The following is a 24,232-nucleotide window of genomic DNA, read 5'->3' as shown; positions in this document are numbered from 1 at the left end:
GCGTTCGCCCGCGAACGTGGCGAGGGGGACTGGTCCCCCTCCCGCCGCGCGTGTCCGCCACAGGCGGAAACGCGCAAAACCTGCGCGGGCTTCAGCCCGCTCCTTTTGCGAAATCGTCAGTGCGTTTCGAGCACCAGCGCCGCGACGCCGTCCGGGTCGGCCAAACGGCGGACGGGAAAGCGGTTCGCATAGCGCCGCGCGGCCACCTCCGCGCGTTCGACGACGGCACCGTGGCCGGGCACCACTCGGCCCGCTCGCCAGTCCTGAGTCTCCTGAACCCCGTCGCGCAGGGCGATCATGGCGCCCAGAAACGCCTCCCCGTCCGGCACCGACAGCCGCGCCACGACCGGCCCCCGATCCCAGCGCGTGCCCAGAAACGCCCGAAGGCTCAGGGGGGTGTCGCGCCAGACGTGACCGTCCGGGCGCCAGGGCACGACCCCCGGCGGCACCGGGCGCCATGCGCCGATCTGCACCGCGCGCACCTCGATGTCCCGGCGGAACAGATGTTGCATGTCGCCGATCACCCCGGCGGCCCCGCTGAGATACCACGCGAAGGTCAGGCATCCGCCCCCCTCGAAGCGGCGCGGATCGGCCAGCAGCCCGAAATTCCGCGCGGGCTGCGCGGGATGCGTCACGAAGTCCTCCAGCGCCCGCCGAAGCCGCGTGCAGCTCGCCCGGTCCACCTCGACCGCCGTGACAACGCCTTTGCCCTGCCGAAAGGCGAGGTCGTGACGCGGGCTGAACCCGGCTTCGGTGTAGAGATGTCCGTCCTGAAAGGTGGACAGAAGCGGCACGATCCCCCAGCCCGACAGCATCATCCGTGTCGCCTGCAACCGGGTCTCTCCGGTCATCGATGTCACGCCCTGATGCGCGCCGCATTGCCATGCGACGATCGTATGCCCGATCTTGGTCTTGGCCTCGGCCAGCGCCGCCAGGTCGCTCAACCCCGCCCTGAGCGTCGCGCGCATCGTTTCCGGTGTGCGTAGGTCGAGCGGCACGGCGGGCGGCAGGTAGGACAGGATCACGTAATCCCGGTCACGCGGCAGTGCGAGGTCGGTCAGGTACCTAGGCCACGCCGCTGCCTCATAGGGTGCCAGAACATCGTCTCCGGCGGCGCGCGAAACGTCCGGCACCTCGCCGCAGGACACCAGCGCGACCAGCGCCAGCGCGGCAAGGCGCCAAAGCCTCACCCGGCGAGGCCCATGGCGTCGAGCTTGGCCGCGCAGATGAAGTCGTTTTCCGAAAGCCCGCCGACGGAATGCGTCGTGAAGCTCACTTCCGCATAACCCCAGCCCAGCTTGATGTCGGGATGATGCCCTTGGGCCTCGGCCAGATAACCGACCCCGTTCACCAACATCAGCGCCTTGGCGAAATTCTTGGTCTCGTATCTGCGGGTCAGCACCGTCTCGTCCACCTGCCATGCTGGGTCGATCTGGGCCTTCAGCGCCTCCAGTTCATCGGCTTTCAGCGCAGGCGTGCCTTTCGGCAGGTCGGTGCAGGATTTTTCGGTCAATGCTGTCATCGTGTCCTCCAGTCTGTCAGGTCGTGCCCAACGCGTGAGGCCGCATTCGGGTTCAGACCCGATCCGCACCGCCCACAGCGTTCAGAATCCGGCGCGAATCCGCATCCGTCAATGCGACACGCCATCCCCACTGGATCGCAATAGCGTGAAATCCGCCCTCTCATCGCCCATGCAGGGCTGTGCGCCCCCTAGACCTCACCTGCCGAAAATCCTATATGTTCAGTCAGGAATTCGAAGGACGAACGATGAACACCGAAAGCCCCGAACAGATGGAAGGCGCGCCCCTCATCAAGCCGTCGAGCACGGAACACCCGCTCTACGATCAGGTGGTCGAGGCGTGCCGGACCGTCTACGACCCGGAAATCCCGGTCAACATCTACGACCTCGGGCTTGTCTACACCATCGACATCAATCCCGAGAACGACGTCTACATCATGATGACGCTGACCGCGCCCGGCTGCCCGGTGGCAGGCGAGATGCCCGGCTGGCTGATGGACGCGATCGGGCCCGTGGACGGCGTGAAATCCGTCGACGTGGACCTGACGTGGGATCCGCCCTGGGGCATGGACATGATGTCGGACGAAGCCCGACTCGAACTCGGATTCATGTGAGGAAACCATGTTCGCAATACCCGGAAAACAAGCCGTGACCATCACAGACACCGCCGCCGTGCAGATCGCTCGGCTGATGGATAAGGGCGGTCACAAGGGCCTGCGCATCGGCGTCAAGAAAGGCGGCTGCGCGGGTATGGAATACACGATGGACTACGTCGACGACGTGGACCCGAACGACGAGGTCGTGGAACAGGACGGCGCACGCGTGATGATCGCGCCGATGGCGCAGATGTTCCTGTTCGGCACCGAAATCGACTATGAGACCTCGCTTCTGGAAAGCGGGTTCAAGTTCCGCAACCCGAACGTGGTCGATGCCTGCGGGTGCGGCGAATCGATCAAGTTCGACGAGACCATCGGTTCGCAGAAGTGAGCGTCTCGGACGACGAGATCGCCCATGTCTACGAAGTTTTCGACGCAATCGGGGGCCTCTCCCATCGCAAGATGATGGGCGGGGCCTCTTTCTATTGCGAGGGGCAGATTTTCGCGATCCTGTCCTCGGACGGTCGGATTTTCCTCAAGGCCAAGGGGCCTTTCGCGGAAAGCCTCGCCGCCGAAGGGTCCACCAAGTTCGAGATGGAGGGCGGGCGCGGGATGCATTACTGGACCCTGCCCGACGCGGCCCTCGACGACCCCGACCTTGCCGCCGACTGGGGCCGCCGCGCGCTTGCCGCGCTCTGACCCCTTGCCCTCCCGCCCCTGCACGTTACGGTTTCCCGCACACTGACGAGGGAGACGGAAATGCGGCGCAAACTGGCGGCTGGCAATTGGAAGATGAACGGCACGGCGGCCGATCTGGCCGAGGTCGAAGGCATCTGCAAAGCGCATAAGGGCGCGGGCGTCGACATTCTGATCTGCCCCCCGGCCACCCTGCTCTCTCGTCTCACCGACGCCGCCGGCGACGTGATCGCAACCGGCGGTCAGGACTGCCATGCCAAGGACAGCGGCGCCCATACCGGCGACATCGCCGCCGGGATGCTGGCGGATGCGGGCGCGACATATGTGATCCTCGGCCATTCGGAACGGCGCGAGGACCATGAGGAAACCGATCAGGACGTTCGCGAAAAGGCCAAGGCCGCGCTGGCCGCGGGCCTCAAGGTCGTGATCTGCGTCGGAGAATCGCTGGAGGAACGCGAAGCCGCCAACACGCTGGACATCATCTCGGGCCAGCTCGCCGGTTCGATCCCCGATGCCGTGACCGGAGAGACGCTTGTCGTGGCCTATGAACCCATCTGGGCCATCGGCACCGGCAAGATCCCGACCCTCGACCAGATCGGCGAAGTGCACGATTTCATCCGCGCACGGCTCGAGGAACGCTTCGGCGCGGGCGTGGGCCGCTCGACCCGCATTCTCTATGGCGGGTCCGTCAAACCCGGCAACGCGGCCGAAATCTTCGCGGTCTCGAACGTGGACGGCGCCCTCGTGGGCGGTGCGAGCCTCAAGGCCGCCGATTTCTCGCCCATCATCTCGGCCCTTGAGGATGCGTGACCGGACCGCTACTACTTAACACGTTAAGTAAGGGAGGACGGCATGGATCACGACGAGCTGGCGCATTGGTCGAAACGCGCGGCGGACTGGGCGCGCGATTATCACGCGGGCCTGCGGGACCGTCCGGTGCGCCCCGACCTCGCCCCCGGTGACTTCCGCAAGCTGATCGACGCCCCGGTTCCGGAACAGCCCGAAGCGATCGAGACCATTTTCGACGATTTCGCCCGCCTCGTCCCCGATGCCATGACCCATTGGCAGCACCCCCGGTTCTTCGCCTATTTCCCGGCCAATGCCGCGCCCGTGTCGATGCTGGCCGAGCAACTGGCGAACGCGATGGCCTCGCAGGCGATGCTCTGGCAGACCGCCCCGGCGGCGAACGAGATGGAGGCGCTGGTCGTCGACTGGATGCGCGATGCGCTGGGCCTGCCTGCGGATTTCACCGGCACGATCCACGATTCAGCGACCACCGCGACCTTTTCCGCCGTGACGACGATGCGTGAGAAAGCATTGGGGTTTCAGGGTATTGGCGAAGGGCTTTCAGGTGCCCCGACACTGCGTATCTACGCATCCGCCCAGACGCACAGTTCGGTGGACAAGGCGGTGCGCCTGTCGGGCATCGGCCAGAACAACCTCGTCAAAGTGGCCGGGAAGCCGGACGATCCGCGATACTCCATGGACCCCGCCGCCCTCGACGCGGCGATCCGCGCCGATCTGGATGCGGGCCACAGGCCTGCGGGTGTCGTGCTCGCCACAGGTGGGACCGCAATCGGGGCCTGCGACGACATCGCGGCCTGTATCGACGTGGCGCGCGCCCATGACCTGCCGACACACGTGGACGCGGCATGGGCCGGATCGGCCATGATCTGCCCTGAATTCAGGGACTTGTGGGCCGGTGTCGAGAAAGCGGATTCGGTCGTGTTCAACCCGCACAAATGGCTCGGCGCACAATTCGACTGTTCGATCCAGTTCCTGCGCGACCCCGGCCCGCAAATTCAGGCGATGGGGTTGCGCCCCGATTACCTGCAAACCCCCGGCGCGGACGAAATCGTCAACTACAACGAATGGACGCTGCCGCTGGGCCGCCGTTTCCGGGCCTTGAAAATCTGGTTCCTCCTGCGATCCGAAGGGCTTACGGGCCTGCGTTCACGTATCCGCAATCACGTCGCCTGGGCGAACGAGGCACGCGACGCCATCGCCGCCCTCGACGGGTTCGAGATTGTGACCGAGCCGATCCTGTCGCTCTTTTCCTTTGCCTACCGCGACGATGCCACGACCGCGCGGCTGCTTGACGCCGTGAACCGCGACGGGCGCATCTACCTGACCCAGACCACTCACGCGGGCCGGTATGTCATCCGGATGCAGGTCGGGCAGTTTGACGTGACGCGCGAGGATGTCATGATGGTGCCTGACGTTCTGAACGAGATCGCCGGGAGCCTGCCATGATCCGCCTCGTCGCCCTTCTCGCCCTCCTTTGGCCCGCACTGGCCACGGCGCAAAGCTGGCCGGTCTACGAAAACATCTACGTAAACGACTATGCGCGCATCCTGCCGGAGGATGTCGAGACGCGGATCAAGCGACAGCTCGAAGTGCTACGCGAGGAGACCGGGGTCGAGGCGACCGTGCTGACGCTCAACACGCGCGGCGGCTTCACACCAACGGACACGATGGAAGACTTCGCGACCGGCCTGTTCAATGAATGGGGCATCGGCGACGCGGGCCGGAACGACGGCATCCTGATCCTCGTCCTGCGCGACGACCGTCAGATGCGGATCGAGTTGGGGTCGGGCTACGGCAGCGCCTTCAACCGCGAGGCGCAGGACATCATCGACCGCGTGTTCCTGCCGGAGTTTCGCAACGACAACTATGCTAAGGGGATCGAAGACGGCACCGACGCGGTGATCCAGCGCATCGCCCGCGCCCACTGGAACGGCGAGGAACCCCCGGAACGATCCGGCGGAGACGGGAGCCCGCTGGGTTGGGTGCTGGGCACATTGGCGGTGATCGGCGGCGTCGTGGCCGCGTTTTCGCGCAAGATCATCGACCGCTTCCGCACCTGCCCCCAGTGCGGCGAACGCGGGTTGCACACCACCCGCCACCGCCTGCTGGCCCCGACCCGCTCGCGCACCGGCAAGGGGGAAAAGGTCACGGATTGCCCGCGCTGCGGCTATCACTCGGTCGTCCCCTACACGATCCCGATGATCACCTCATCCTCCTCCTCGTCCGGCGGTTCGTTCGGCGGCGGGTCGAGTTCCGGGGGCGGCGCGTCCGGAAGCTGGTAGGCGAGCGATTGCCGAAACGTGACCGAAGTGACCGCCACGTCAACTGAACTTTATCCGTTCCGTGCGTTACTTTAGAACCATGACCCGTTTCGTTCTGTCAGATAGCCCCAAGGAACACCTCGCGGATGGCGTGCTTCACGTCATCGGCGTGATTGCGGCCGTCGCCGGTGCCAGCGTCCTGCTCACCTGGGCGGCGCTGTCGGTCGAGGGGGCGCATCTGGCCGCGCTCGTGCCCTATGCCATCGGGCTGATCGCCACCTTCGCGTTCTCGGCCGCCTACAACATGACGCTTCATGCCCCGATCCGGGCCGTGCTGCGGCGGTTCGACCATGCCGCGATCTACCTGATGATCGCAGGCACCTATACGCCCGTGGCGCTGATCGGCGTGGGCGGCGGCTATGGCATCGCGCTGGCCGTGGCGAGCTGGGCCATCGCGCTGACCGGCGTGGTGCTCAAGGTCGTCTGGTTCGACCGGATCGAAAAGCTCGGCTTCTGGCTCTACATCGCGCAGGGCTGGCTCTGTCTTGCCGCCATCGGCCCCATCGTCGCCGCGCTGCCGCTGGCCGCGCTGGTGCTGCTGGTCATCGGCGGCGTCGTCTACACCGTCGGCACGATCTTTTTTCACAAGGCTCTGCCCTATGCCCGCGCGATCTGGCACGGACACGTCCTTGCCGCCGCCGCGACGCATTACGCCGCCGTCCTGCTGGTCGTCCGCTTCGCCTGAGGGCCGCGCGGTTTTCCGCCTGCGGATCACCCTTGCGTGACAGGCCCGCCCAACTCGCGTAGACTTGCCCCCAATCCGGGCGAAGACCCGGCAAGCCACAACACAGAGGCGACGGGCATGAAAACATACACCAGACGTGGGGTCCTTCTGGCCGCCGGGGGCGCGGGCGCGAGCCTCGCACTCGCTGGCTGCGACAACGGCATGGGCTCGAACGCGGCGGGCACGATCGACGCGCGGGTCGACAGCACGCTGAACTATCTCTTCTCCACCTATCCCGAGGCGCAGGATCTGCGGTCGAAATCGGTCGGTATGCTGGTCATGCCGCTGGTGACCGAGGCCGGCATCCTCGTCGGCGGCGCCTATGGGCGCGGTGCACTTCGGGTCGGCGGCGCGACGGTGGATTACTACTCGCAGACCAAGGCGAGCCTCGGCATTCAGGTCGGCGCGCAGCAATATGCCCACGTCCTGTTCTTCATGACCGAGGATGCGCTGGGCGAGTTCCGTTATTCCCCCGGCTGGGTCGCGGGCGCGGACATCAAATACGCGGTTCTGAACGAGGGCGACCGGTTTTCGGCCGACACGCTGGCAGGCACCACGCCTGTCGTCGCGATGGTGTTCGGGACCGCAGGACTGATCGTGGGCGCGACCGTCGAAGGGTCGAAATACACCCGGATCATTCCCTAAGCCGCGGGGCCAGCCACGGCGAAGGCGAGATAGAGCACGAGGATCGCGGCCAGCCATGACGCCGCGATCCGCGCGCCGATGCGGGCCACCTGCCCGTCCCATCGTTCGAGGATCACACGCACGACACCGGCCAGCGCCGCCGTGGCGATATTCGCCGCGACGAAAAGGCCCAGCCGGATCGCAACCCCGATCTCGGTGAAGCTGTGCCCCTCAAGCGCCGCAGCCATGACCGCGGCCCCCGTGAGACCGGCAAAGACCGGCATCGCCGGGCCAAGACGTTCCAGCGGCGCAATGGCCGACAGCGCGCCCAGCACCAGCCCGAAGGCGAGCGGGACGAGCGCGATCCATATCCCGACCAGCGGCGCAAGCGCCATGCCGATCACCTGACCGATCAGGAACGCGGGCCAGGCGGCCACCATCCCCTCGGTCTTCCATAGGGCAAGGGCGACGGCGAGCGTGGCGAGCGGCAGGATCAGCGCGGGATAACCAAGAATGACCCCGGCCCCCTCCAGAAACGCGCCATAGGCATCGGCCCCGGTGCTGAACGCATGGGCGTTCGCCGCGCCGGGGACGAGGATCAGAGGAAGGACGAGGCGCTTCACGCGACGCCGAACAGGAACGCCGCACCGACCGCGGCGATCAACGCACCCGCCGCACGCACGACGATCCGGCCAGCGGCGGAACCGACCAGCAGCCCCAGCGCGATCCCGCCAAGGTGCAAAAGCCCGGTGCCGATGACAAAGCCGATGCCGTAAGCGAACGGATTCGCCGCATCAGGCAGTTCGGTGCCATGCGCATGGCCGTGGAAAATCGCGAACACCCCGACGATCACGCCCGCGACCCAAAGCGGCGCGCGCACGGCGAAGGCGATCAGCAGGCCAAGCACCACGCCCGACAGCGCGATCCCCGCCTCGACCGCTGGGATCGGCACGCCGATCACCCCAAGGGCGCCGCCGACGGCCATGACCAGCGGAAAGACCACGGGCAGGATGTAGATCGCAGGCTTGCCGAGGAACGCGCCCCACAGGCCGACCGCGACCATCGCGATCACGTGGTCCCAGCCGAGGATCGGATGGGTGAAGCCCGAGATGAACCCGCCCACGTCGCTGTCGGTATGGGCCGCCGCGACCGAGGCGACGAGCATGAGCGGCAGCGCCGCCGCGAAGGATTTCGTGATACGCATGATCTCTCCCTGTCCGGCGGTCTGTCCGCCGCTTCTATATAAAGTCACGCTAGCGGGGGCCGGTCAGTTTCACCAGACGCGCTTTTTCGCGCCTCACCGCAGCCGTTTGATCAGCGACGAGGTATCCCAGCGGTTGCCGCCCATGTTCTGCACGTCCTTGTAAAACTGATCGACCAGCGCCGTGACCGGAAGCGCCGCCCCGGTCTGTTCGGCCTCGGCCAGACAGATCGCCAGATCCTTGCGCATCCAGTCGACGGCGAATCCGTGGTCGAACTTGTCGTCCAGCATGGTTTCGTGGCGGTTCACCATCTGCCAGCTTCCGGCCGCGCCGCCCGAGATCGCCTCGACCACCGCGCGCCCATTGAGCCCGGCCTTTTCGGCAAAGGCCAGCCCTTCGGACAGGCCCTGCACCAGACCGGCGATGCAGATCTGGTTCACCATCTTGGTGAGCTGCCCCGCGCCCGTGTCGCCCAGCCGTTTGATTGAGCGGCCATAGGCGGCCATCACCGGCTCCGCCTTGGCGAAGGTTTCCTCGGCCCCGCCGCACATGATGGCGAGCACGCCGTTTTCGGCCCCGGCCTGACCGCCCGATACCGGCCCGTCGACGTAACCGATCCCGGCCTCGCCCGCGACCTCGGCCATGTCCCGCGTCACCATCGCCGACACCGTTGTGTGATCGACGAAAATCGCGCCCTCGCTCATGCCCGCGAACGCGCCGTCGTCGCCGGTGCAGACCGCCCGCAGATCGTCGTCGTTGCCGACGCAGGCCATCACGAATTCGGCACCCTCCGCCGCTTCGCGCGGGGTGGCTGCCGCCCGCCCGCCATGCTCGGCGACCCAGGCCTCGGCCTTGGCGCCCGTGCGATTGTAGACGGTTACCTCATGCCCCTTGGCCGCAAGGTGGCCCGCCATCGGGTATCCCATCACGCCAAGCCCCAGAAATGCGCATTTGGCCATCTCGCTCTCCCTTCATTGCACCTGTTGTTTGGAGCCTTTAATGAACGGGGGCAGCGGACAGGTCAACAAAGGGTCCCATGGCGTCTCTCTTCAAATGGATGGTGCGCGGTGTGAGTGCCGTATTGGTGCTCGCCGTTCTCGCGCTCGCCTTCGTCTACTACCTCGCATCCCGGTCTTTGCCGGATTACGAGGCCGAGCGGAGCGTGATCGGGCTGGAAGCTCCGGTCGAGATCGTGCGCGACAACCACGACGTGCCGCATATCTTCGGCAAGACCGACAATGATGTCTACTTCGCGCTCGGCTATGCCCATGCGCAGGACAGGCTCTGGCAGATGGTCACGATGCGCCGCACGGTGCAGGGCCGCCTGTCCGAGATGTTCGGGGAGCGCACGCTCAAGACCGACGAGTTGATGCGGCGGCTCGACCTTTACCGGCTCGCGCAAGCCTCGGTCGAGGCGCAGGACGACGCGACCAAGGCCGCGCTCACCGCCTATGCGCGCGGTGTAAACGCGTGGCTCGACCGGGTGAACGACGAGGCGCTGGGGCGCGGCGCGCCGGAATTCTTCCTGTTCGACAACGCGATTTCCCCGTGGGTGCCCGCCGATTCCATCGCGATCCTCAAGCTCATGGGCGTGCAACTCGCCGGGCATATCGAGGAGGAGGTGCTGCGCGCCCGCGTTTCCCTGTCGCTGGACGAGGACCGGGTGGCCGACATCCTGCCCGACATGCCGGGGAGCGGCGTGGCCGCCCTGCCCGACTATGCCTCGCTGTTCCCCGACCGCCCGGACGCCACGCAGTTCGCGGCCTATGACGACAGCCCGGAGGATGCGCTGCTCTACCCGGCGGCGGACCGGGGGCTGGGCGGCGCGTCGAACGCATGGGCCGCCGCGCCCGATCGCTCTGCGGCAGGCGGCACGCTTCTGGCCAACGACCCGCACCTTGGCTTTTCGGCCCCGACCATCTGGTATCTCGCGCGGTTGGAGCTGGCCTCCGGCGCCGTCATCGGCGGCACGCTGCCCGGTGTGCCCGCGGTCCTTCTTGGCCGGTCCGCCGATTTCGCATGGGGCCTTACCTCGTCCTACCTCGACGATCAGGACGTGTTCATCGAAAAGGTGAACCCCGAGAACCCCGCCGAGGTGATGACCCCGCTTGGCTACCAGCCCCTGACGCAGCGGTCGTCGATCATCCGGGTCAAGGATGCCGCGCCTGTCACGATCAACCTGCAATGGTCCGACAACGGCCCGATCATCCCCGGCAAGCACTACAACCTCGCTTCGGTCACCCCGCCCGGTCACGTCGCCTCGCTGGGGTGGACGCTGCTGGCCGGCAACGACCGCTCCATGACCGCCGCGATGAAGCTGATGCAGGCCAAGTCTGTCGTTCAGGGGATCGAGGCCGGTCGCGATTTCGTGGCACCCAGCCAGAACGTCACGATGATCGACCGCGACACCATCGCGCTCAAGACCATCGGCGCCATGCCGCGCCGCGACGCCGATCACATGACCTTCGGTCGCCTGCCCGCCCCCGGCTGGCGGGAGGAGAACCGTTGGGTCGGGCGCGAAGCCTATGCGGCCAATCCGCAGTTCGTCTCGCCCTCGGGCGGGATCGTCGGCAACACCAACAACAAGCTGCTCGAGCGGCCTTTTCCGCTGCATGTGAGTTACGACTGGGGCGACAGTCAGCGCATCCAGCGGTGGGAATTCCTGATGCAGAACCGCGAGGTGCACACCCGCGAAAGCTTCATCGAGGCCCAGCTCGACATCGTGTCGCCCACCGCGCGCAACCTTCTGCCGCTCGTTGGGGCCGACCTTTGGTTCACGGGCGAAGCCGCGCCCGAGGGCACGCCCGACCGCAAGCGGCAACAGGCGCTGGACCTGCTTGCCAACTGGAACGGCGAGATGAACGAGCATCTGCCGGAACCGCTGATCTACATGGCGTGGATGCGTGCGCTTCAGAACCGCCTGATCCGCGACGAGATGGGGCCGCTCGCCACCGTGTTCCACCATGTCGAGCCGATCTTCATCGAACGGGTCTATCGCGACGTGGACGGCGCGAGCGTCTGGTGCGACGTGGTGCAATCCGCGCCCACCGAGACCTGCACCGAGATCGCGCGCGAGGCGCTGGACGACGCGCTCCTGTGGATCGACGAGCATTACGGCAGTTCTTATGAAAGCCTGCGCTGGGGCGACGCGCACGAGGCCACGCATGACCATCAGGTGCTGGGCGATCTACCCGTGTTGAAATGGTTCGTGAACATCCGTCAGTCCACCTCGGGGGGCGACAACACGCTGTTGCGCGGCAAGACCTCGGGGCGCGACCCTGACCCGTTCCTGAACGTGCATGGTGCGGGCTACCGGGGCGTCTATGACTTCGCCGACCCGGATTCGTCGCTGTTCATCACCTCGACCGGGCAATCGGGCCATTTCCTGTCGCGCCATTACGACGATCTGGGCGATCTGTGGCGGCGCGGCGAATATGTGCCGATGTCTCTGGACCCGGATCTGGCCCGCGCCGCCTCGGTCGGGACGACGGTTCTGACCCCGGCCGGACCCCAGAACTGAACACTTGGTCATTTATGACGCTACGTCACGGAAAACGGCGTTTTCGCAGCGCCGCGTCTTAGCGGTTTGATCTTGTTCCGTTTTAGACCAACTGGTCAGACGAAGAATGATTCAGTCAGCAATTATTGGCCTATCCGCGATTTCGAAGGGGTAGGCAAATCGTCACGCAATCGTCATATAGCGCCTCGGTTGATCCCGAACGCTTCGCAACGCGAGGGCAACCTGCCGTCACTCACGGTAATAGGCTGGCCGTCGCCGAACGCCCTCTGGCGGCGGCCGGTCTATGCGTGGGACTTGTGGAACTGATTGGCCTGCTTGTCAGTCCAGCGCACGGTGATTTCCCATCCGTCCTCGGTCTGCACCTCGTCAAGCACCACGCCCGTTTCATGAAGCGAGGCCCGCTTGCGCCCCTCGGAAAACGGGATCAGCAGATCTTCCTCACGGGTCTCGACACTCAGCGCCGCGTCGATGGCGGGATAAAGCGCATCGACCCCTTCGCCTGTCCAGGCCGACATCGCCACCACCTCGTCCGTGCGGTCGGCCTGTGTGAGATAGGCGGCGCGGGTCTGGTCGTCGAGCTTGTCGATCTTGTTCCAGACCTCGATCAGCGGCACGTCCTCGTCCACGCCCAGATCTTCGAGAATCGCGAGCACGTCCTCGGCCTGTTCCTGCGTTTCGTCATGGGCGATGTCGCGCACGTGCAGGATCAGGTCCGCGCCCAGCACCTCTTCCAGCGTCGCGCGGAAGGCGGCGACGAGTTGCGTGGGCAGGTCCGAAATGAAGCCCACCGTGTCCGACAGGATCACCGTGCGCCCGCCGGGCAGATCGACGCCGCGCATGGTCGGGTCGAGGGTCGCGAAGAGCATGTCCTTGGCCATGACCTCGGCCCCGGTCATGCGGTTGAACAGCGTCGATTTGCCCGCGTTGGTGTATCCCACCAGCGCGACCACCGGGAACGGCACCTTGGCACGGGCGGCGCGGCGCAACTCGCGCGTTTTCACGACCTTCGCCAGTTGCTTGCGCAGCCGGGTAAGCTGTTCGTCGATCGCGCGCCGGTCAGCCTCGATCTGCGTTTCGCCGGGACCGCCGACGAAGCCGAGCCCGCCGCGCTGACGTTCAAGGTGGGTCCATGCCCTGACCAGTCGCGTGCGCTGATAGGACAGCGCGGCCATTTCCACCTGAAGCACGCCCTCGCGGGTCGCGGCGCGGTCCGAGAAAATCTCGAGAATCAGCCCGGTCCGGTCGAGGATCTTGACCTTCCACTCGCGTTCGAGGTTGCGCTGCTGCACCGGCGACACCGGCCCGTCGATCAGGACGAGCTCGATTTCGTTGGCCTTGAGCAGCGCGGCCAATTCATCGGTCTTGCCGGTGCCGAACAGGTGACCGGGGTGCGGCTTGGGCAGGCGCACGATCTGGCTGCCCACGACCTCGAGCCCCGGCAGGGCCAGCGCAAGGGACACGGCCTCCTCGAGCGCGGGCCCTGCGTCCCGCCGCTCCTGATCCGAGGTCAATTCAGGATGAATGACCCAGGCGCGCGTCGCGCCCGGCTCGCCCGTCGGTTCCAAAATCAGTTATCGTCGCCGTCGTAGAGGTTGATCGGCTGCGACGGCATGATGGTGGAAATGGCGTGCTTGTAGACAAGCTGGCTCTGCCCGTCCCGCTTCAGGAGCACGCAGAAGTTGTCGAACCACGAGATGACGCCCTGCAACTTGACCCCGTTGATAAGGAAGATCGTCACCGGCACCTTGGCCTTGCGGACGTGATTCAGGAATGCGTCCTGAAGGTTTTGCTTGTCAGCAGCCATCGCTTATTGCCCTTGTTTTATCGTGCTGCCGCAAGACGGCAGGTATCCCTAACTCTTTCAATAGTAATGAAGGCGTTAGGAATTTAAACCCCCCAAAAATAATCGCTCTGCCGAAATCTTTTGCACCCCGGTCCCCGGCTCACCGTCCGCGCCGTTGCCAGACATCCGGCGACAGAAGTGCAACGATGGCGAGAAGTTCGAGACGGCCCAGCACCATCGCCGCCGACAACACCAGCTTGCCGGAGGTCGACAGAAGCCCGTATCGGATCGGTTCCGAGGCGGCGAGTTCCGCCAGTTGCCCGGTGGTGGTCAGCGACGCGACCGTCAGCACGACGGATTGCTCGAAATTCTCGCCGGTGAAGGAAAACGCCATCATCACGACCGCGACCGAAAGCGTCATGAGCATGAAGAACACCCATGCCATATAGGCCCCGCCGCGGCGGATATGGCGCGCCTCGCTCCCCGATCCCGCGACCGAGTTCGGATGCACGAGTTTGTCGAGCTCGCGCCGCCCATGCTGGTAAAGCGCCCAGACGCGCAGCAGCTTGGCCCCGCCCGCCGTGGTGGCCACGCCGCCACCGACAAGGGCCAGCCCCATGAGGATCAGGCCGGGCGTCGACAGGCCCGACCAGGCCTGGCTCGTGTTCCATGCGTTCGAGACGAAGCCGTTCGTGGTCAGGAACGACAGCACGGTGAAAACGGACCCCCAGAGCGACGCGAGGCCGGACCACAGCGTCATCTCGCTCGCCACCTCGTAGGCGCCCATGAAATGCCGGGCGAACAGAAACAGCGGCACGACCACGACGATGATCGTGGCGAGTCGCACCTCCGGGTCATGGATGAACCGCGCCATTTCCGACCCCTGCCCGTCCCGCGAAAACGCCAGACGGGACACCGCGAAGACCATGAAGATCGCGATCATCACTTCGCCTCCATAGCCCGACGCGCCGTTCGCGACCCCGCCCACCGGGGAAATCCCCGAGGTCGACAGCGTCGACATGGCGTGACACAGCGCGATGAGCGGCGTCTCACCGGCGAGGATCAGGCCGAGCCACAGGGTCGCCGTCAGCCCGGTGTAGATCGGGAACAGCCGGATCGCATAGGTCCGCACACGGGCCGAGAGGTCGGCGACCTTTTCGATCTGCGTGATCTGCGCGCCCTGCGTGGCGATACGCCGCGCCCGCACCTCGAACCCGCCAAGCGCCATCGGCGCCAGCACAGCGATGGCGCTGACCCAGACGAACAGGCCGCCCAGCCAGCCCACGGTCGCCCGCCACAGGTGGATCGAGGGCGACAGCCGCCCCGGCTCGTGAAACAGCGTGGCCCCGGTCGAGGTCAGGGACGACACCATTTCGACATAGGCGTTCAGAAACGAGGTGTTGCGCACCGCCTGCTGGAACGGGATCGCCAGCAGCAGCGGCAGGACGGTGAAGATGAACAGAAGCCCGATCAGGTGACGACGCGGCCGGTCCGAGCGGCTTTGCCCCGCCATGGCGATGGCGAGCATCAGCGCGAAAACCAGCGACAGCATCGACCACAGAAAGAACGTCCCCGCCACGTGATCGTCTTCCATCACAAGCGCATGGGCCGCCGGGAGCAGCATGGCCAGCGCGCACAGGCCGATGACCGTGACCAGAAGCGGAAGCTTGGCGAGCGTCTCGAACATCGCGCGCGGCTAGAAGTAGTCGATCGAGACCTGAAGCAGGCGCTCGACCTCGGGCACGTCCCCGGCCATGGCGAAAATCACCACCACGTCGTCTTCGTCGATCCGGGTGGAGCCGGCGGGCTTCACGTAGCGATCGCCCTTGAGCACGCCGCCGACCAGCACGCCCTCGGGAAAATCGATGTCGGCAATCCGGTTCCCGGCCATGGGACTGGTCGACAGAACCTGCGCTTCGATCACCTCGGCCTCGGCATCGCCGACCGAATAGACGCCGCGCACCCGGCCATGCCGGATATGGCGCAGGATCGAGGACACCGTGGTCTGGCGCGGGTTGATATAGGCGTCGACGCCCAGAGGCTCCATCAACGGCACCAGCGATGGGTCGTTCACCAGACAGATCGACATCGGGCAGCCCATGTTGCGCGCGCGCACGGCGGCCAGCATGTTCACCTTGTCGTCCGAGGTGACGGCCAGAACCGCGTCGGCCCGGCTGATCCCGGCCTCTTTCAACAGTTCTTTGTCCATCCCGTTGCCGTGCAGAACCACGGTCCGTTCCAGCGAATCCGCCGCTCGTTCGGCCACACCCCGGTCAAGCTCGATGATCTTGGCGCGCACTCGGTCGGTCCGGGTTTCCAGCGCCTCGGCCACGGCGCGGCCCACGTTGCCGCCGCCAAGGATCACGACGCGCTCCTGCCGTTTCACCTGCTTGCCGAAAATCTCGAGCGTGCGGTTCACGTCCTTGGTTTCGGAAAAGACATAGATCTGGTCGCCGGGGAACAACTGGTCATTGGCTTCGGGCGCGAACAGCGTGCCCTCGCGCCGCACCCCCACGACGATGGCGTTCAGGGTCGAGAACAGATCGGTGAGCTGCCTGAGCGGGGTGTTCACCACCGGGCAGTCCTCCTCCAGCGCGATCCCCAGAAGGGTCGCCCGGTCGTTCAGGAACCGCTCGGTGTCGAAGGCGGTCGGGGCCTGCAACCGGCGCAGCGCGGCCTCGGCCACCTCGCGCTCCGGGCTGATGACCACGTCGATGGGCAGATGGTCCTGCCGGTAGAGGTCGCGGTAAATCGCGGTGAGATAGCTTTGCGCCCTGAGCCGCGCGATCTTGCGCGGCACGGCGAAAACCGAATGCGCCACCTGACAGGTGACCATGTTCACCTCGTCCGAATGGGTGGCCGCGATCACCATGTCGGCGTCACGCGCGCCTGCGCTGTCCAGAACGTCGGGATACGAGGCGAAGCCGGTGATCCCCTGCACATCCAGCGTTTCGGTCGCGCGGGCGACGAGATCGGGGTTGTTGTCCACGACGGTCACGTCGTTGCGTTCCCCCGACAGGTGGCGCGCGATCTGCCAGCCGACCTGGCCCGCGCCGCAAATGATGACTTTCATTCGGACATCCTGCTTTGTCGTCGCTCAACCCTTGGCAGGAACCGGGCCAAGGGTCAATCAGGAGGCCTCGGCCTGATCCTCGCCATCCTCGCCCTCGGCCACGTAAGCCACCCGCGCACCCGACTTGGTGCCGGTCACGATCCCAAGGCTCTTGAGCTTGCGGTGCAGCGCCGACCGTTCCATCCCGACGAAATTCGCGGTGCGGGAAATGTTGCCGCCGAAGCGGTTGATCTGGGTCATCAGATACTCCCGCTCGAAGGCCTCGCGCGCCTCGCGGAGCGGCAGGGTCGCAAGCGCGGTGGGCAGAATGATCCCGCCCCCCGGCGCGACGCCCATGTCGCCCCCTTCGCTGCCGGGCAGTTCGCCCGCGTCGATCGGGCCGGTGCCGTCGCCGAGGATCAGCACCCGTTCGACCACGTTCTTCAACTGGCGCACGTTCCCCGGCCACGGCATCGACTGAAGCACGGCCACGCTTTCATCCGTCAGATCGCGCAGCGGCAGACCCTGGGTGGCGTTGAACACCTTGATGAAATGCTCGGCCAGCACCGGGATATCTTCGCGCCGGTCGGCCAGCGGCGGAACGTGGATCGGCACCACGTTCAGCCGGTGATACAGTTCCTCGCGGAACCGCTTGGCTTCGATCTCGGCCTGAAGATTGCGGGTGGTGGACGAAATCACGCGCACGTCTACCTGTATCTTGTCAGACCCGCCGACACGGGTGAAGCTCTGCTCGACCAGCACGCGCAGGATCTTGGATTGCGTGCCGGGGGGCATGTCGGCCACCTCGTCGAAATAGATCACGCCACCGTTGGCCTGCTCCAGCAGCCCCTCTTCGATGCCCCGCTCGGGGCTTTCCCTTCCGAACAAAACCTCTTCCATGTGGTCTGGCTCAACCGCGGCGGAGTTCACGATGACGAAGGGCGCGCCCGAGCGATCGGACCCTGCGTGGATCGTGCGCGCGGCCAGTTCCTTGCCCGATCCCGCAGGCCCGGTGAGCAGAACGCGCCCGTTCGAGCGCATGACCTTTTCCAGATTGGATTTCAGGGATTTGAACGCGGCAGACGCCCCGATCATGTCGACCGGCCCGGTTCCCTTGCGCTTCAGTTCCACGTTCTCACGACGCAGGCGCGAGGTTTCCATCGCCCGCGCGATCACCACCATCAACTGGTCGATGTTGAACGGCTTTTCGATGAAGTCGTAAGCGCCCTGCTTGATCGCCGCCACCGCGATCTCGATATTGCCGTGGCCCGAGATGATGACGACCGGCACCTCGGGATAGTCGCGCTTGACGGCCTTGAGGATGTCGATCCCGTCCATCGCGCTGTCTTTCAGCCAGATGTCGAGGATCATCAGCGCGGGCGGCTGGCTGGTCACCGCCGCCATCGCCTCGTCCGACGTGCCCGCCTTGCGCGTCGTATATCCTTCGTCCTCAAGGATATCCGAAATCAACTCACGGATATCGCGTTCATCGTCGACGATCAGGATGTCGGTCATAGGTCCCTCAATTCGGTCATTCGGCAGCGCGGGAGGCCCCCGCGGCAGCCGGAAGTGGCAGCGTAATGACGGCCATCGCACCGATCTGACCCGAGCCGAAATCCGGTGCATCGGTCAGGGCGAGTGTGCCGCCGTGTTCTTCGATAATCTTCTTCACGATGGGCAGGCCAAGGCCGGTGCCCTTATCGCGGGTCGTCACGTAGGGTTCGAACAGTCGGGCGCGGTCGACCGGAAGGCCGACACCGTTGTCGGCAATGGTGATTCGCGCGTCGATCTCGTCGGTGGTCAGCGCGATGCGGATTTCGGGCACATGCCCGTCCGGCGCGCCTTTTTCCTGAAGCGTCTCAATCGCTTCGCCCGCGTTCTTGATAAGGTTGGTCAGCGCCTGTCCGATCATCGTCTCGTCCAGTTCGGCGGGCAGTTCGCCGCGCGGGATGTCCACGTCGAACGTGACCCCCTCCTGCCCGGCTTCCTGCAACACCACCGCCTCACGCAACAGTTTCGCCAGATCGGTGGGCCGCTTCTCGGGCTCCGGCATCCGCGCGAATTTCGAGAACTCGTCGACGATCCGGCGCAGAATGTCGGTCTGCCGCACGATGGTCCCGGTCAGCTCTTCGAGCTTCTCGGCATCCTCGTCCTCCATCGTCCGCCCGAACTTGCGGTTGATGCGTTCGGCGGACAGCGCGATGGGCGTGAGCGGGTTCTTGATCTCATGCGCGATCCGGCGCGCCACGTCGCCCCAGGCCGCGACGCGTTGGGCGGAAACAAGGTCGGTCACGTCGTCGAACGCGATCACGTAGCCCTCGAGCGCGCCCTCGTCGGAATAGCGCCGCGCGATACGCACCAGCAGGCGTTCGGCCTTGCCCATGCGCGTCAGCCCCAGCTCCTCCTGCACCTGACTGCGCGCCTCGCTGCGCAGACGGTCGAAGAGCGGTCCGAATTCCGGCACCAGAAGCGACAACGGCACATTCGATGGATCGGGCCCGGCGAGGTCGAGCAGTTTGGCCGCGGCGCGGTTGAGGAACGTCACCTTGCCCTCGGGGTCCAGCCCCACGACGCCCGCCGTGACGGACGACAGCACGCTGTCGAACAGACGCCGCCGCGTTTCGATCTGGTCGGCGCTGGCGATCAGCGTGTCGCGCTGGCCCTTGAGTTGCCGGGTCATCGCGTTGAACTGACGGCCCAAAGTGGCGATTTCGTCATCGCCGTCCTCTTCGATCACCTGAACGTCGAGATCGCCCTCGCCCACCCGTTGCGCGGCCCCTGCGAGTCGCCCGACCGGCCGCGACAGGCGTTCGGCGAACCACATGCCCAGCCAGGTCGCGGCAAGGATCAGGATCGCCGCGAAACCAAGGTAGATCAGGCCGAACTCGAACAGGACGCGGCCCCGCTGGTTCTCAAGCTGTTGATAGAACAGGACGGTTTCCTGCGTTTCGTCCAGCAGGCTCAGAACTTCGCCATCCACGCTGCGCGAGACGTAAAGGAAATGATCGGGGAAGCTGTTCAATTGAACCAGCGCCCGGAATTCGTTGATGTCCCAATCCTCGATCACCACGACCTCGCCCTCGGACGCGCGCGCGATATCCTCGGGGTCGGGTTCCTCGTAGTCGAACAGATAGGATCGGTCGCCGCGCACGCGAATGTCGCCGCTGCTGTCGATCACGAAGGCTTCGCGCAGCCCGCGCTGGATCTGGTTCTGCGCCTGCTGCAACGCCTGTCGAAGCTGCGCGTCAGTCAGAAAGCGGTTCGCCTCTTTCGACAGGTTCAGATAGGCGGCGAGCGCATTGGCGTCCTGCACGAGCCCCTGACGGTGCTCCTCCTCATAGGCCTGCGCGGCTTCGAGGCTGTTGCCCACCACCCGACTCACCCGGTCGGAGAACCAGCCTTCCAGACCCACGTTCACGGTGAGAACGGCGAAGACCGCGACCAGCACGGTCGGAATCAGCGCGATGATCGCGAACACCCCGGTCAGCCGCAAGTGGAGCCGCGACCCCGCCGACTTCGCCCGGCGCGCCGCGATCATCCGGGTGACCCCGGACAGAACCAGCGCCGCGACGGCGAGGATGTAGATGAAATCGCCGAGCAGAACGAAGCGCAGCGTGTTGCTCGCCACGCCCTGATCGAGCGGCCCGAGAATCAGGTAGGTCGCGAGCGCGAGGATCGGGCCCAGAACGACGATGCCGACGGTGATGACCGACTGCATCCGGCGCCAGCGCCTGAGCCGCGCCAGCCGTTCCAGTGTCCATTGTCGCTTTGCGCCGCGCGCCGCCATCACTCAACTGCTCCGAGGTCGGTCCGGGCCTGCTCGTATCGCGTCACGCCCGTCGCTCAGCCCGCCTGTGCCCGAAACGACACCACCGACGGCCCTGCTGTGGCAGTTTTACATCAACTTGCGCCGCCGTGTCACCTCGATTTCCAACTCGGTGATCTTCTTGCGCAGCGTATTGCGGTTGATGCCGAGAAGGTCGGCGCATTTCGCCTGATTGCCGCCCGTGGCGTCCAGCGCGATCTCGATCAGCGGCACCTCGATTTCCTTGAGGATGCGTTGGTAAAGCCCCGGCGGCGGCAGCGTGCCCCCGTGCAGATCGAAGTAGCGTTTGAGGTGGCGCGCCACGCTCGTCGACAACTTCTCGCCCTCGTCCGCGGCGGGCACCGGCCCGCCCGACGGCGCGCCCAGCGTCGCCTCGACCTCGGCCCGGCTGATCTCGGCCTCCGACCCCGTAACCATCAGGCGTTGCACGGTATTTTCAAGCTGGCGCACATTGCCCGGCCACGGATAGGCGCGCAGAACCTCGGTCGCGTCTTTGGACAGAGCGCGCGGTGTCATGCCGTCACGCTCGGCCCGCGCGAGGAAGTGTTCGGCAAGCGACGGAATATCCTCGAGCCGCTCGCGCAGCGCCGGAACCGGGATGGTGACACCGCCCAGACGGTAATACAGATCCTGCCGGAACCCGCCCTCCTTGATCCGCCCCGACAAGTCGCCCTGCGAGGTGGCGATGATCCGCGGACTCGGGTCGGTGAGGCTGTCGAGCATCCGGGTGATCCGGGCCTGCGCATCCGAATCGAGATCGCCGATCTCATCGAACAGGATCGTGCCTTGGCCGGCCTTCGACAGCACCCGCGCCGGCCCGTCGATGGGCGTCAGATCGTCGGGCGTCACAACCACGAACGGCAGGTTGCGCCGATCGGAAAAGTCGTGGATCGCCCGCGCGATCAGGCTCTTGCCCGTTCCGCTTTCACCCGTGATGAGCACCGGAAGTTCCGTGTTCATCACCCGCGCGACCAGCCGGTAGAGCGATTGCATCGCGGGCGTGCGGCCCACCAGCGGCAGGTCGTCGCCCCCCTCCTTCGCCTCGGCCCGTGGCGAGGGCGCGCGCCGTTTCTGCTCCAGCGCACGCGAGGCGCGTTTCATCAGGTCCGGCAGGTCGAAGGGCTTGGGCAGATAATCGAACGCCTCGGCCTCGGCCGCCTGAATGGCGGTCATGATCGTGTTCTGCGCCGAAATCACGATCACGGGCAGATCGGGCCGCATCTGCGCGATCTCCGGCAGCGCCTCCAGCCCGTTTCCGTCCGGCATCATCACGTCCGAGATCACCAGATCGCCGCGCCCCTCTTCGACCCAGCGTTTCAGCGTGACCAGCGACGAGGTGGCGTGCACCCGGCAGCCCGCCCGCGTCAGGGCCTGCGTCAAAACCGTGCGGATCGTGCGGTCGTCGTCCGCAACCAGTACCGTCCCGTCCATCGTGGATTACTCCTTGTCCTTGGGTGCGACGGGTAGCGAAATCCGAAACACCGTCTTGCCGGGGACCGAATCGACGGACACCCATCCGTCGTGGTCCGAAATGATTTTCGAGACGAGCGCGAGGCCCAGTCCGGTGCCGTTTTCGCGCCCCGATACGAAAGGCTCGAAGATCTGATCGACAATCTCGGGCGGAATGCCCGGCCCGTTGTCGATGATCTCGACCTGAAGCGGCAGGCGGTTGCCGGTGCCGTCGGTCCGCCTGAGCCGCAGCGAGTGGTCATAGAACGTGCGGATCTTGATCGTTCCGCCTTCGTCGCCCGCGACTTGCGCGGCGTTCTTCAACAGGTTCAGGAACACCTGCATCAACTGGTCCGGGTCCACATAGGTCGGCGGCAGCGACGGGTCGTAATCTTCGTGGATCGACATTTTCGCCGCGAATCCGACCTCCGCCGACTTCTGCGCCCGGTCCAGAAGGTCGTGCACGTTCACCTCGCGCTTTTCCGGCGGACGCAGGTTTCCGAACTGTTCGACCTGCTCCAGAAGCGCCACGATGCGGCGGCTTTCGGCCACGATCAAATCGGTGAGCTCAAGATCGTCCGCCGACAGGTTCATCGACAGAAGCTGCGCCGCCCCGGTGATCCCGGCGAGCGGGTTCTTGATCTCATGCGCCAGCATCTCGGCCATGCCGATGGCGGAACGGGCGGCCGATTTCACCCCGTGCGCCTTGCCCATCCGGTCGGCAAGTTTGCGCGGCTCCATCAGCATCAGAAGCTGGTCTTTCGTGTGCATCATCGGCGCGATCTGGATGTTGCATTCGACCGGCGCGGTGGTGCCGGTGCCCACGTCCACCGAATTGATGAACATCGCCCCCTGATCGCGCCTGACCCGCGCGAAGGCCCCTTCCATGTTGGTCGCGATGGCGAGCTGATCCAGCACGGCCTTGCCCGCGAGGCTCTTGGACGAGCTGTTCAGAAACGCCTCCGCCGCTGAATTCGCATCCACGATCTCGTCGTTTCCGTCGATGATGAGCCCCGGCACCGGGAGCGAGTTCCAAAGGATTTCGTCGTCGGTCATGCAGCTTCCTTCGCGGCGTTCAGGGCTGTCGGGATCAGGTCGAGGACGCGCGCGGGCTCCGGCTCGGACAACACGCGACGGCGCAGATCGGGCGGTGTTCCCGCCTCGTCCATGTACCAGCCAAGGTGCTTGCGGATGACCCGTTTGCCGAGCGCGTCGCCATAGAACCTGAGCGAGGCCTCGTAATGGCCCTGCACCATGTCGATGAGTGCCGCACCCTCGGGCACGTCCGGTGCGGGTGCGTCGAAAAGCTCGGAGGCGATTTCGGCGATCAGCCAGGGCCGCCCGCCGGTCCCGCGCCCGACCATCACGCCATCGGCCCCCGAAGCATTCAGGGCGGATCGCGCGTCCGGCGTGGAACAGATGTCGCCGTTCGCGATCACCGGGATGTCCACCGCGTCCTTCACCGCCCGGATCGCGCCCCAGTCGGCCCGCCCCTTGTAGAACTGGCAGCGGGTGCGCCCGTGGATGGTAATCATCCGAATCCCCGCCGCCTCGGCCTGCGCGGCGAGCGTCGGCGCGTTCATCAGATCGTCGTCCCAGCCGAGCCGGGTTTTGAGCGTCACGGGCACCTCGACCGCCTCGACGACCGCCTCGATCAGGCGGAGCGCCAGCGGCAGGTCGCGCAGAAGCGCCGACCCCGACAGGCCGCCGACCACCTTTTTCGCCGGGCATCCCATGTTGATGTCGATCATCCGTGCCCCGTTCGCTTCCACCATCCGCGCCGCCTCGCCGATCCAATAGGGATCGCGGCCGGCAAGCTGGACGGCCGTATTGGCGACCTCGATGCCCAGCTCGGCCCGTTCGCGGGTGCCCGGCTTGGCCTGAACCATCTCCTGGCTCGCCACCATCTCGGACACCACAAGGCCCGCACCGAAGGACGACACGAGGTCGCGAAACGGCAAATCCGTGATCCCGGCCATCGGGGCCAGAAAGACGGGTGGGTCTAGGGTCAGGTTTTCGGACAGGCAGATCGCCACTGCTTAATCCTTGTGCGTTTGCACTCGATATAGGACGACAACCAAAAGAGCGCAAATTAGTGGCGTTCAGCTTGGGA

General features: G+C 65.7%; 23 protein-coding genes. 9 read left to right on the top strand and 14 right to left on the bottom strand.

Going from position 1 to position 24,232, the window contains the following annotated elements:
- Window positions 1-116: 116 nt before the first annotated feature.
- Entirely contained in the window at window positions 117-1,190 is a 1,074-nt protein-coding gene (locus RB2654_RS03590; RefSeq protein ID WP_008328684.1) for a hypothetical protein, read from the bottom strand.
- Window positions 1,187-1,522 carry a 4a-hydroxytetrahydrobiopterin dehydratase gene (locus RB2654_RS03585; protein ID WP_040884353.1) on the bottom strand — a complete coding sequence of 112 codons (336 nt, stop codon included), beginning with the start codon at window positions 1,520-1,522 and terminating at the stop codon, window positions 1,187-1,189. The genes RB2654_RS03590 and RB2654_RS03585 overlap by 4 nt, the downstream gene beginning before the upstream one ends.
- Window positions 1,523-1,767: 245 nt before the next feature.
- On the opposite strand from RB2654_RS03585, the gene RB2654_RS03580 reads away from it, so the two are divergent.
- The 8 genes from RB2654_RS03580 to RB2654_RS03545 all read left to right on the top strand — a co-directional run bounded on the left by RB2654_RS03580 (window position 1,768) and on the right by RB2654_RS03545 (window position 7,308).
- The gene (locus RB2654_RS03580) at window positions 1,768-2,133 is read left to right on the top strand and encodes an SUF system Fe-S cluster assembly protein (protein ID WP_040884351.1); all 366 of its coding nucleotides are present in this window, start codon (window positions 1,768-1,770) and stop codon (window positions 2,131-2,133) included.
- A 7-nt stretch (window positions 2,134-2,140) separates the two neighbouring features.
- A complete protein-coding gene (locus tag RB2654_RS03575; RefSeq protein ID WP_008328681.1) occupies window positions 2,141-2,506 on the top strand; it encodes a HesB/IscA family protein in 366 nt (121 codons plus the stop codon).
- Window positions 2,503-2,814, top strand: coding sequence for a TfoX/Sxy family protein (locus RB2654_RS03570; protein ID WP_008328680.1), 312 nt, complete (start codon window positions 2,503-2,505; stop codon window positions 2,812-2,814). Before RB2654_RS03575 ends, RB2654_RS03570 begins: the two co-directional genes overlap by 4 nt.
- Before the next feature lie 60 nt (window positions 2,815-2,874).
- A complete protein-coding gene (gene tpiA / locus RB2654_RS03565) occupies window positions 2,875-3,621 on the top strand; it encodes a triose-phosphate isomerase (protein ID WP_008328679.1) in 747 nt (248 codons plus the stop codon).
- A gap of 42 nt (window positions 3,622-3,663) precedes the next feature.
- Complete coding sequence (locus tag RB2654_RS03560) at window positions 3,664-5,064, top strand: pyridoxal phosphate-dependent decarboxylase family protein (protein WP_008328678.1); 1,401 nt, start codon at window positions 3,664-3,666, stop codon at window positions 5,062-5,064.
- Window positions 5,061-5,900: a TPM domain-containing protein gene (locus tag RB2654_RS03555; protein ID WP_008328677.1), complete on the top strand. Its 840-nt coding sequence runs from the start codon at window positions 5,061-5,063 to the stop codon at window positions 5,898-5,900. Before RB2654_RS03560 ends, RB2654_RS03555 begins: the two co-directional genes overlap by 4 nt.
- Before the next feature lie 79 nt (window positions 5,901-5,979).
- Complete coding sequence (gene trhA / locus RB2654_RS03550) at window positions 5,980-6,624, top strand: PAQR family membrane homeostasis protein TrhA (protein ID WP_008328676.1); 645 nt, start codon at window positions 5,980-5,982, stop codon at window positions 6,622-6,624.
- 117 nt (window positions 6,625-6,741) lie between these two features.
- The gene (locus tag RB2654_RS03545) at window positions 6,742-7,308 is read left to right on the top strand and encodes a lipid-binding SYLF domain-containing protein (protein WP_008328674.1); all 567 of its coding nucleotides are present in this window, start codon (window positions 6,742-6,744) and stop codon (window positions 7,306-7,308) included.
- On the opposite strand, the gene RB2654_RS03540 is transcribed toward RB2654_RS03545, so the two are convergent.
- From RB2654_RS03540 to RB2654_RS03530, 3 genes are all read right to left on the bottom strand, one after another.
- Window positions 7,305-7,910: a hypothetical protein gene (locus tag RB2654_RS03540; RefSeq protein ID WP_008328672.1), complete on the bottom strand. Its 606-nt coding sequence runs from the start codon at window positions 7,908-7,910 to the stop codon at window positions 7,305-7,307. The two genes, RB2654_RS03545 and RB2654_RS03540, sit on opposite strands and share 4 nt — an antisense overlap.
- Window positions 7,907-8,491, bottom strand: coding sequence for a HupE/UreJ family protein (locus RB2654_RS03535; RefSeq protein ID WP_008328671.1), 585 nt, complete (start codon window positions 8,489-8,491; stop codon window positions 7,907-7,909). Before RB2654_RS03535 ends, RB2654_RS03540 begins: the two co-directional genes overlap by 4 nt.
- Window positions 8,492-8,584: 93 nt before the next feature.
- A complete protein-coding gene (locus tag RB2654_RS03530; protein WP_008328670.1) occupies window positions 8,585-9,448 on the bottom strand; it encodes an NAD(P)-dependent oxidoreductase in 864 nt (287 codons plus the stop codon).
- 77 nt (window positions 9,449-9,525) lie between these two features.
- Between RB2654_RS03530 and RB2654_RS03525 the strand changes: the two genes are divergently transcribed.
- Window positions 9,526-12,009, top strand: a complete 2,484-nt coding sequence (locus tag RB2654_RS03525) for a penicillin acylase family protein (RefSeq protein ID WP_008328669.1) — start codon at window positions 9,526-9,528, stop codon at window positions 12,007-12,009.
- Between the two features lie 281 nt (window positions 12,010-12,290).
- Here RB2654_RS03525 and hflX read toward each other — a convergent pair whose 3' ends face one another.
- The 9 genes from hflX to dusB all read right to left on the bottom strand — a co-directional run bounded on the left by hflX (window position 12,291) and on the right by dusB (window position 24,155).
- Window positions 12,291-13,574: a GTPase HflX gene (hflX, locus tag RB2654_RS03520; protein WP_008328668.1), complete on the bottom strand. Its 1,284-nt coding sequence runs from the start codon at window positions 13,572-13,574 to the stop codon at window positions 12,291-12,293.
- A gap of 2 nt (window positions 13,575-13,576) precedes the next feature.
- Window positions 13,577-13,813, bottom strand: coding sequence for an RNA chaperone Hfq (hfq, locus tag RB2654_RS03515; protein ID WP_008328667.1), 237 nt, complete (start codon window positions 13,811-13,813; stop codon window positions 13,577-13,579).
- Between the two features lie 139 nt (window positions 13,814-13,952).
- Complete coding sequence (locus RB2654_RS03510; RefSeq protein WP_008328666.1) at window positions 13,953-15,479, bottom strand: TrkH family potassium uptake protein; 1,527 nt, start codon at window positions 15,477-15,479, stop codon at window positions 13,953-13,955.
- Window positions 15,480-15,488: 9 nt separating this feature from the next.
- On the bottom strand, window positions 15,489-16,865 hold the full coding sequence (gene trkA, locus RB2654_RS03505; RefSeq protein ID WP_008328664.1) for a Trk system potassium transporter TrkA: 1,377 nt from the start codon (window positions 16,863-16,865) through the stop codon (window positions 15,489-15,491).
- Window positions 16,866-16,922: 57 nt separating this feature from the next.
- The gene (gene ntrX, locus RB2654_RS03500) at window positions 16,923-18,359 is read right to left on the bottom strand and encodes a nitrogen assimilation response regulator NtrX (RefSeq protein ID WP_008328662.1); all 1,437 of its coding nucleotides are present in this window, start codon (window positions 18,357-18,359) and stop codon (window positions 16,923-16,925) included.
- Window positions 18,360-18,375: 16 nt separating this feature from the next.
- On the bottom strand, window positions 18,376-20,631 hold the full coding sequence (locus tag RB2654_RS03495) for a sensor histidine kinase NtrY-like (protein ID WP_040884349.1): 2,256 nt from the start codon (window positions 20,629-20,631) through the stop codon (window positions 18,376-18,378).
- Between the two features lie 108 nt (window positions 20,632-20,739).
- On the bottom strand, window positions 20,740-22,101 hold the full coding sequence (locus tag RB2654_RS03490; protein ID WP_008328659.1) for a response regulator: 1,362 nt from the start codon (window positions 22,099-22,101) through the stop codon (window positions 20,740-20,742).
- A 6-nt stretch (window positions 22,102-22,107) separates the two neighbouring features.
- On the bottom strand, window positions 22,108-23,175 hold the full coding sequence (locus RB2654_RS03485) for a two-component system sensor histidine kinase NtrB (protein WP_008328657.1): 1,068 nt from the start codon (window positions 23,173-23,175) through the stop codon (window positions 22,108-22,110).
- Window positions 23,172-24,155, bottom strand: a complete 984-nt coding sequence (gene dusB, locus RB2654_RS03480) for a tRNA dihydrouridine synthase DusB (protein ID WP_008328656.1) — start codon at window positions 24,153-24,155, stop codon at window positions 23,172-23,174. Before dusB ends, RB2654_RS03485 begins: the two co-directional genes overlap by 4 nt.
- Window positions 24,156-24,232 lie beyond the last annotated feature (77 nt).

Origin of the sequence: Maritimibacter alkaliphilus HTCC2654 (assembly GCF_000152805.1) — a bacterium.
GTDB classification, from domain to species: domain Bacteria; phylum Pseudomonadota; class Alphaproteobacteria; order Rhodobacterales; family Rhodobacteraceae; genus Maritimibacter; species Maritimibacter alkaliphilus.
This window is presented reverse-complemented; position numbering and strand designations above follow the sequence as displayed.

What these genes read in the sequence shown, in the direction of transcription:
- RB2654_RS03585 (WP_040884353.1), bottom strand. Translation starts at nt 1,522, where the DNA reads ATGACAGCATTGACCGAAAAATCCTGCACCGACCTGCCGAAAGGCACG.
- RB2654_RS03580 (WP_040884351.1), top strand. Translation starts at nt 1,768, where the DNA reads ATGAACACCGAAAGCCCCGAACAGATGGAAGGCGCGCCCCTCATCAAG.
- RB2654_RS03575 (WP_008328681.1), top strand. Translation starts at nt 2,141, where the DNA reads ATGTTCGCAATACCCGGAAAACAAGCCGTGACCATCACAGACACCGCC.
- tpiA (WP_008328679.1), top strand. Translation starts at nt 2,875, where the DNA reads ATGCGGCGCAAACTGGCGGCTGGCAATTGGAAGATGAACGGCACGGCG.
- RB2654_RS03560 (WP_008328678.1), top strand. Translation starts at nt 3,664, where the DNA reads ATGGATCACGACGAGCTGGCGCATTGGTCGAAACGCGCGGCGGACTGG.
- RB2654_RS03555 (WP_008328677.1), top strand. Translation starts at nt 5,061, where the DNA reads ATGATCCGCCTCGTCGCCCTTCTCGCCCTCCTTTGGCCCGCACTGGCC.
- trhA (WP_008328676.1), top strand. Translation starts at nt 5,980, where the DNA reads ATGACCCGTTTCGTTCTGTCAGATAGCCCCAAGGAACACCTCGCGGAT.
- RB2654_RS03545 (WP_008328674.1), top strand. Translation starts at nt 6,742, where the DNA reads ATGAAAACATACACCAGACGTGGGGTCCTTCTGGCCGCCGGGGGCGCG.
- RB2654_RS03535 (WP_008328671.1), bottom strand. Translation starts at nt 8,491, where the DNA reads ATGCGTATCACGAAATCCTTCGCGGCGGCGCTGCCGCTCATGCTCGTC.
- RB2654_RS03530 (WP_008328670.1), bottom strand. Translation starts at nt 9,448, where the DNA reads ATGGCCAAATGCGCATTTCTGGGGCTTGGCGTGATGGGATACCCGATG.
- RB2654_RS03525 (WP_008328669.1), top strand. Translation starts at nt 9,526, where the DNA reads ATGGCGTCTCTCTTCAAATGGATGGTGCGCGGTGTGAGTGCCGTATTG.
- hfq (WP_008328667.1), bottom strand. Translation starts at nt 13,813, where the DNA reads ATGGCTGCTGACAAGCAAAACCTTCAGGACGCATTCCTGAATCACGTC.
- RB2654_RS03510 (WP_008328666.1), bottom strand. Translation starts at nt 15,479, where the DNA reads ATGTTCGAGACGCTCGCCAAGCTTCCGCTTCTGGTCACGGTCATCGGC.
- trkA (WP_008328664.1), bottom strand. Translation starts at nt 16,865, where the DNA reads ATGAAAGTCATCATTTGCGGCGCGGGCCAGGTCGGCTGGCAGATCGCG.
- ntrX (WP_008328662.1), bottom strand. Translation starts at nt 18,359, where the DNA reads ATGACCGACATCCTGATCGTCGACGATGAACGCGATATCCGTGAGTTG.
- RB2654_RS03495 (WP_040884349.1), bottom strand. Translation starts at nt 20,631, where the DNA reads ATGGCGGCGCGCGGCGCAAAGCGACAATGGACACTGGAACGGCTGGCG.
- RB2654_RS03490 (WP_008328659.1), bottom strand. Translation starts at nt 22,101, where the DNA reads ATGGACGGGACGGTACTGGTTGCGGACGACGACCGCACGATCCGCACG.
- RB2654_RS03485 (WP_008328657.1), bottom strand. Translation starts at nt 23,175, where the DNA reads ATGACCGACGACGAAATCCTTTGGAACTCGCTCCCGGTGCCGGGGCTC.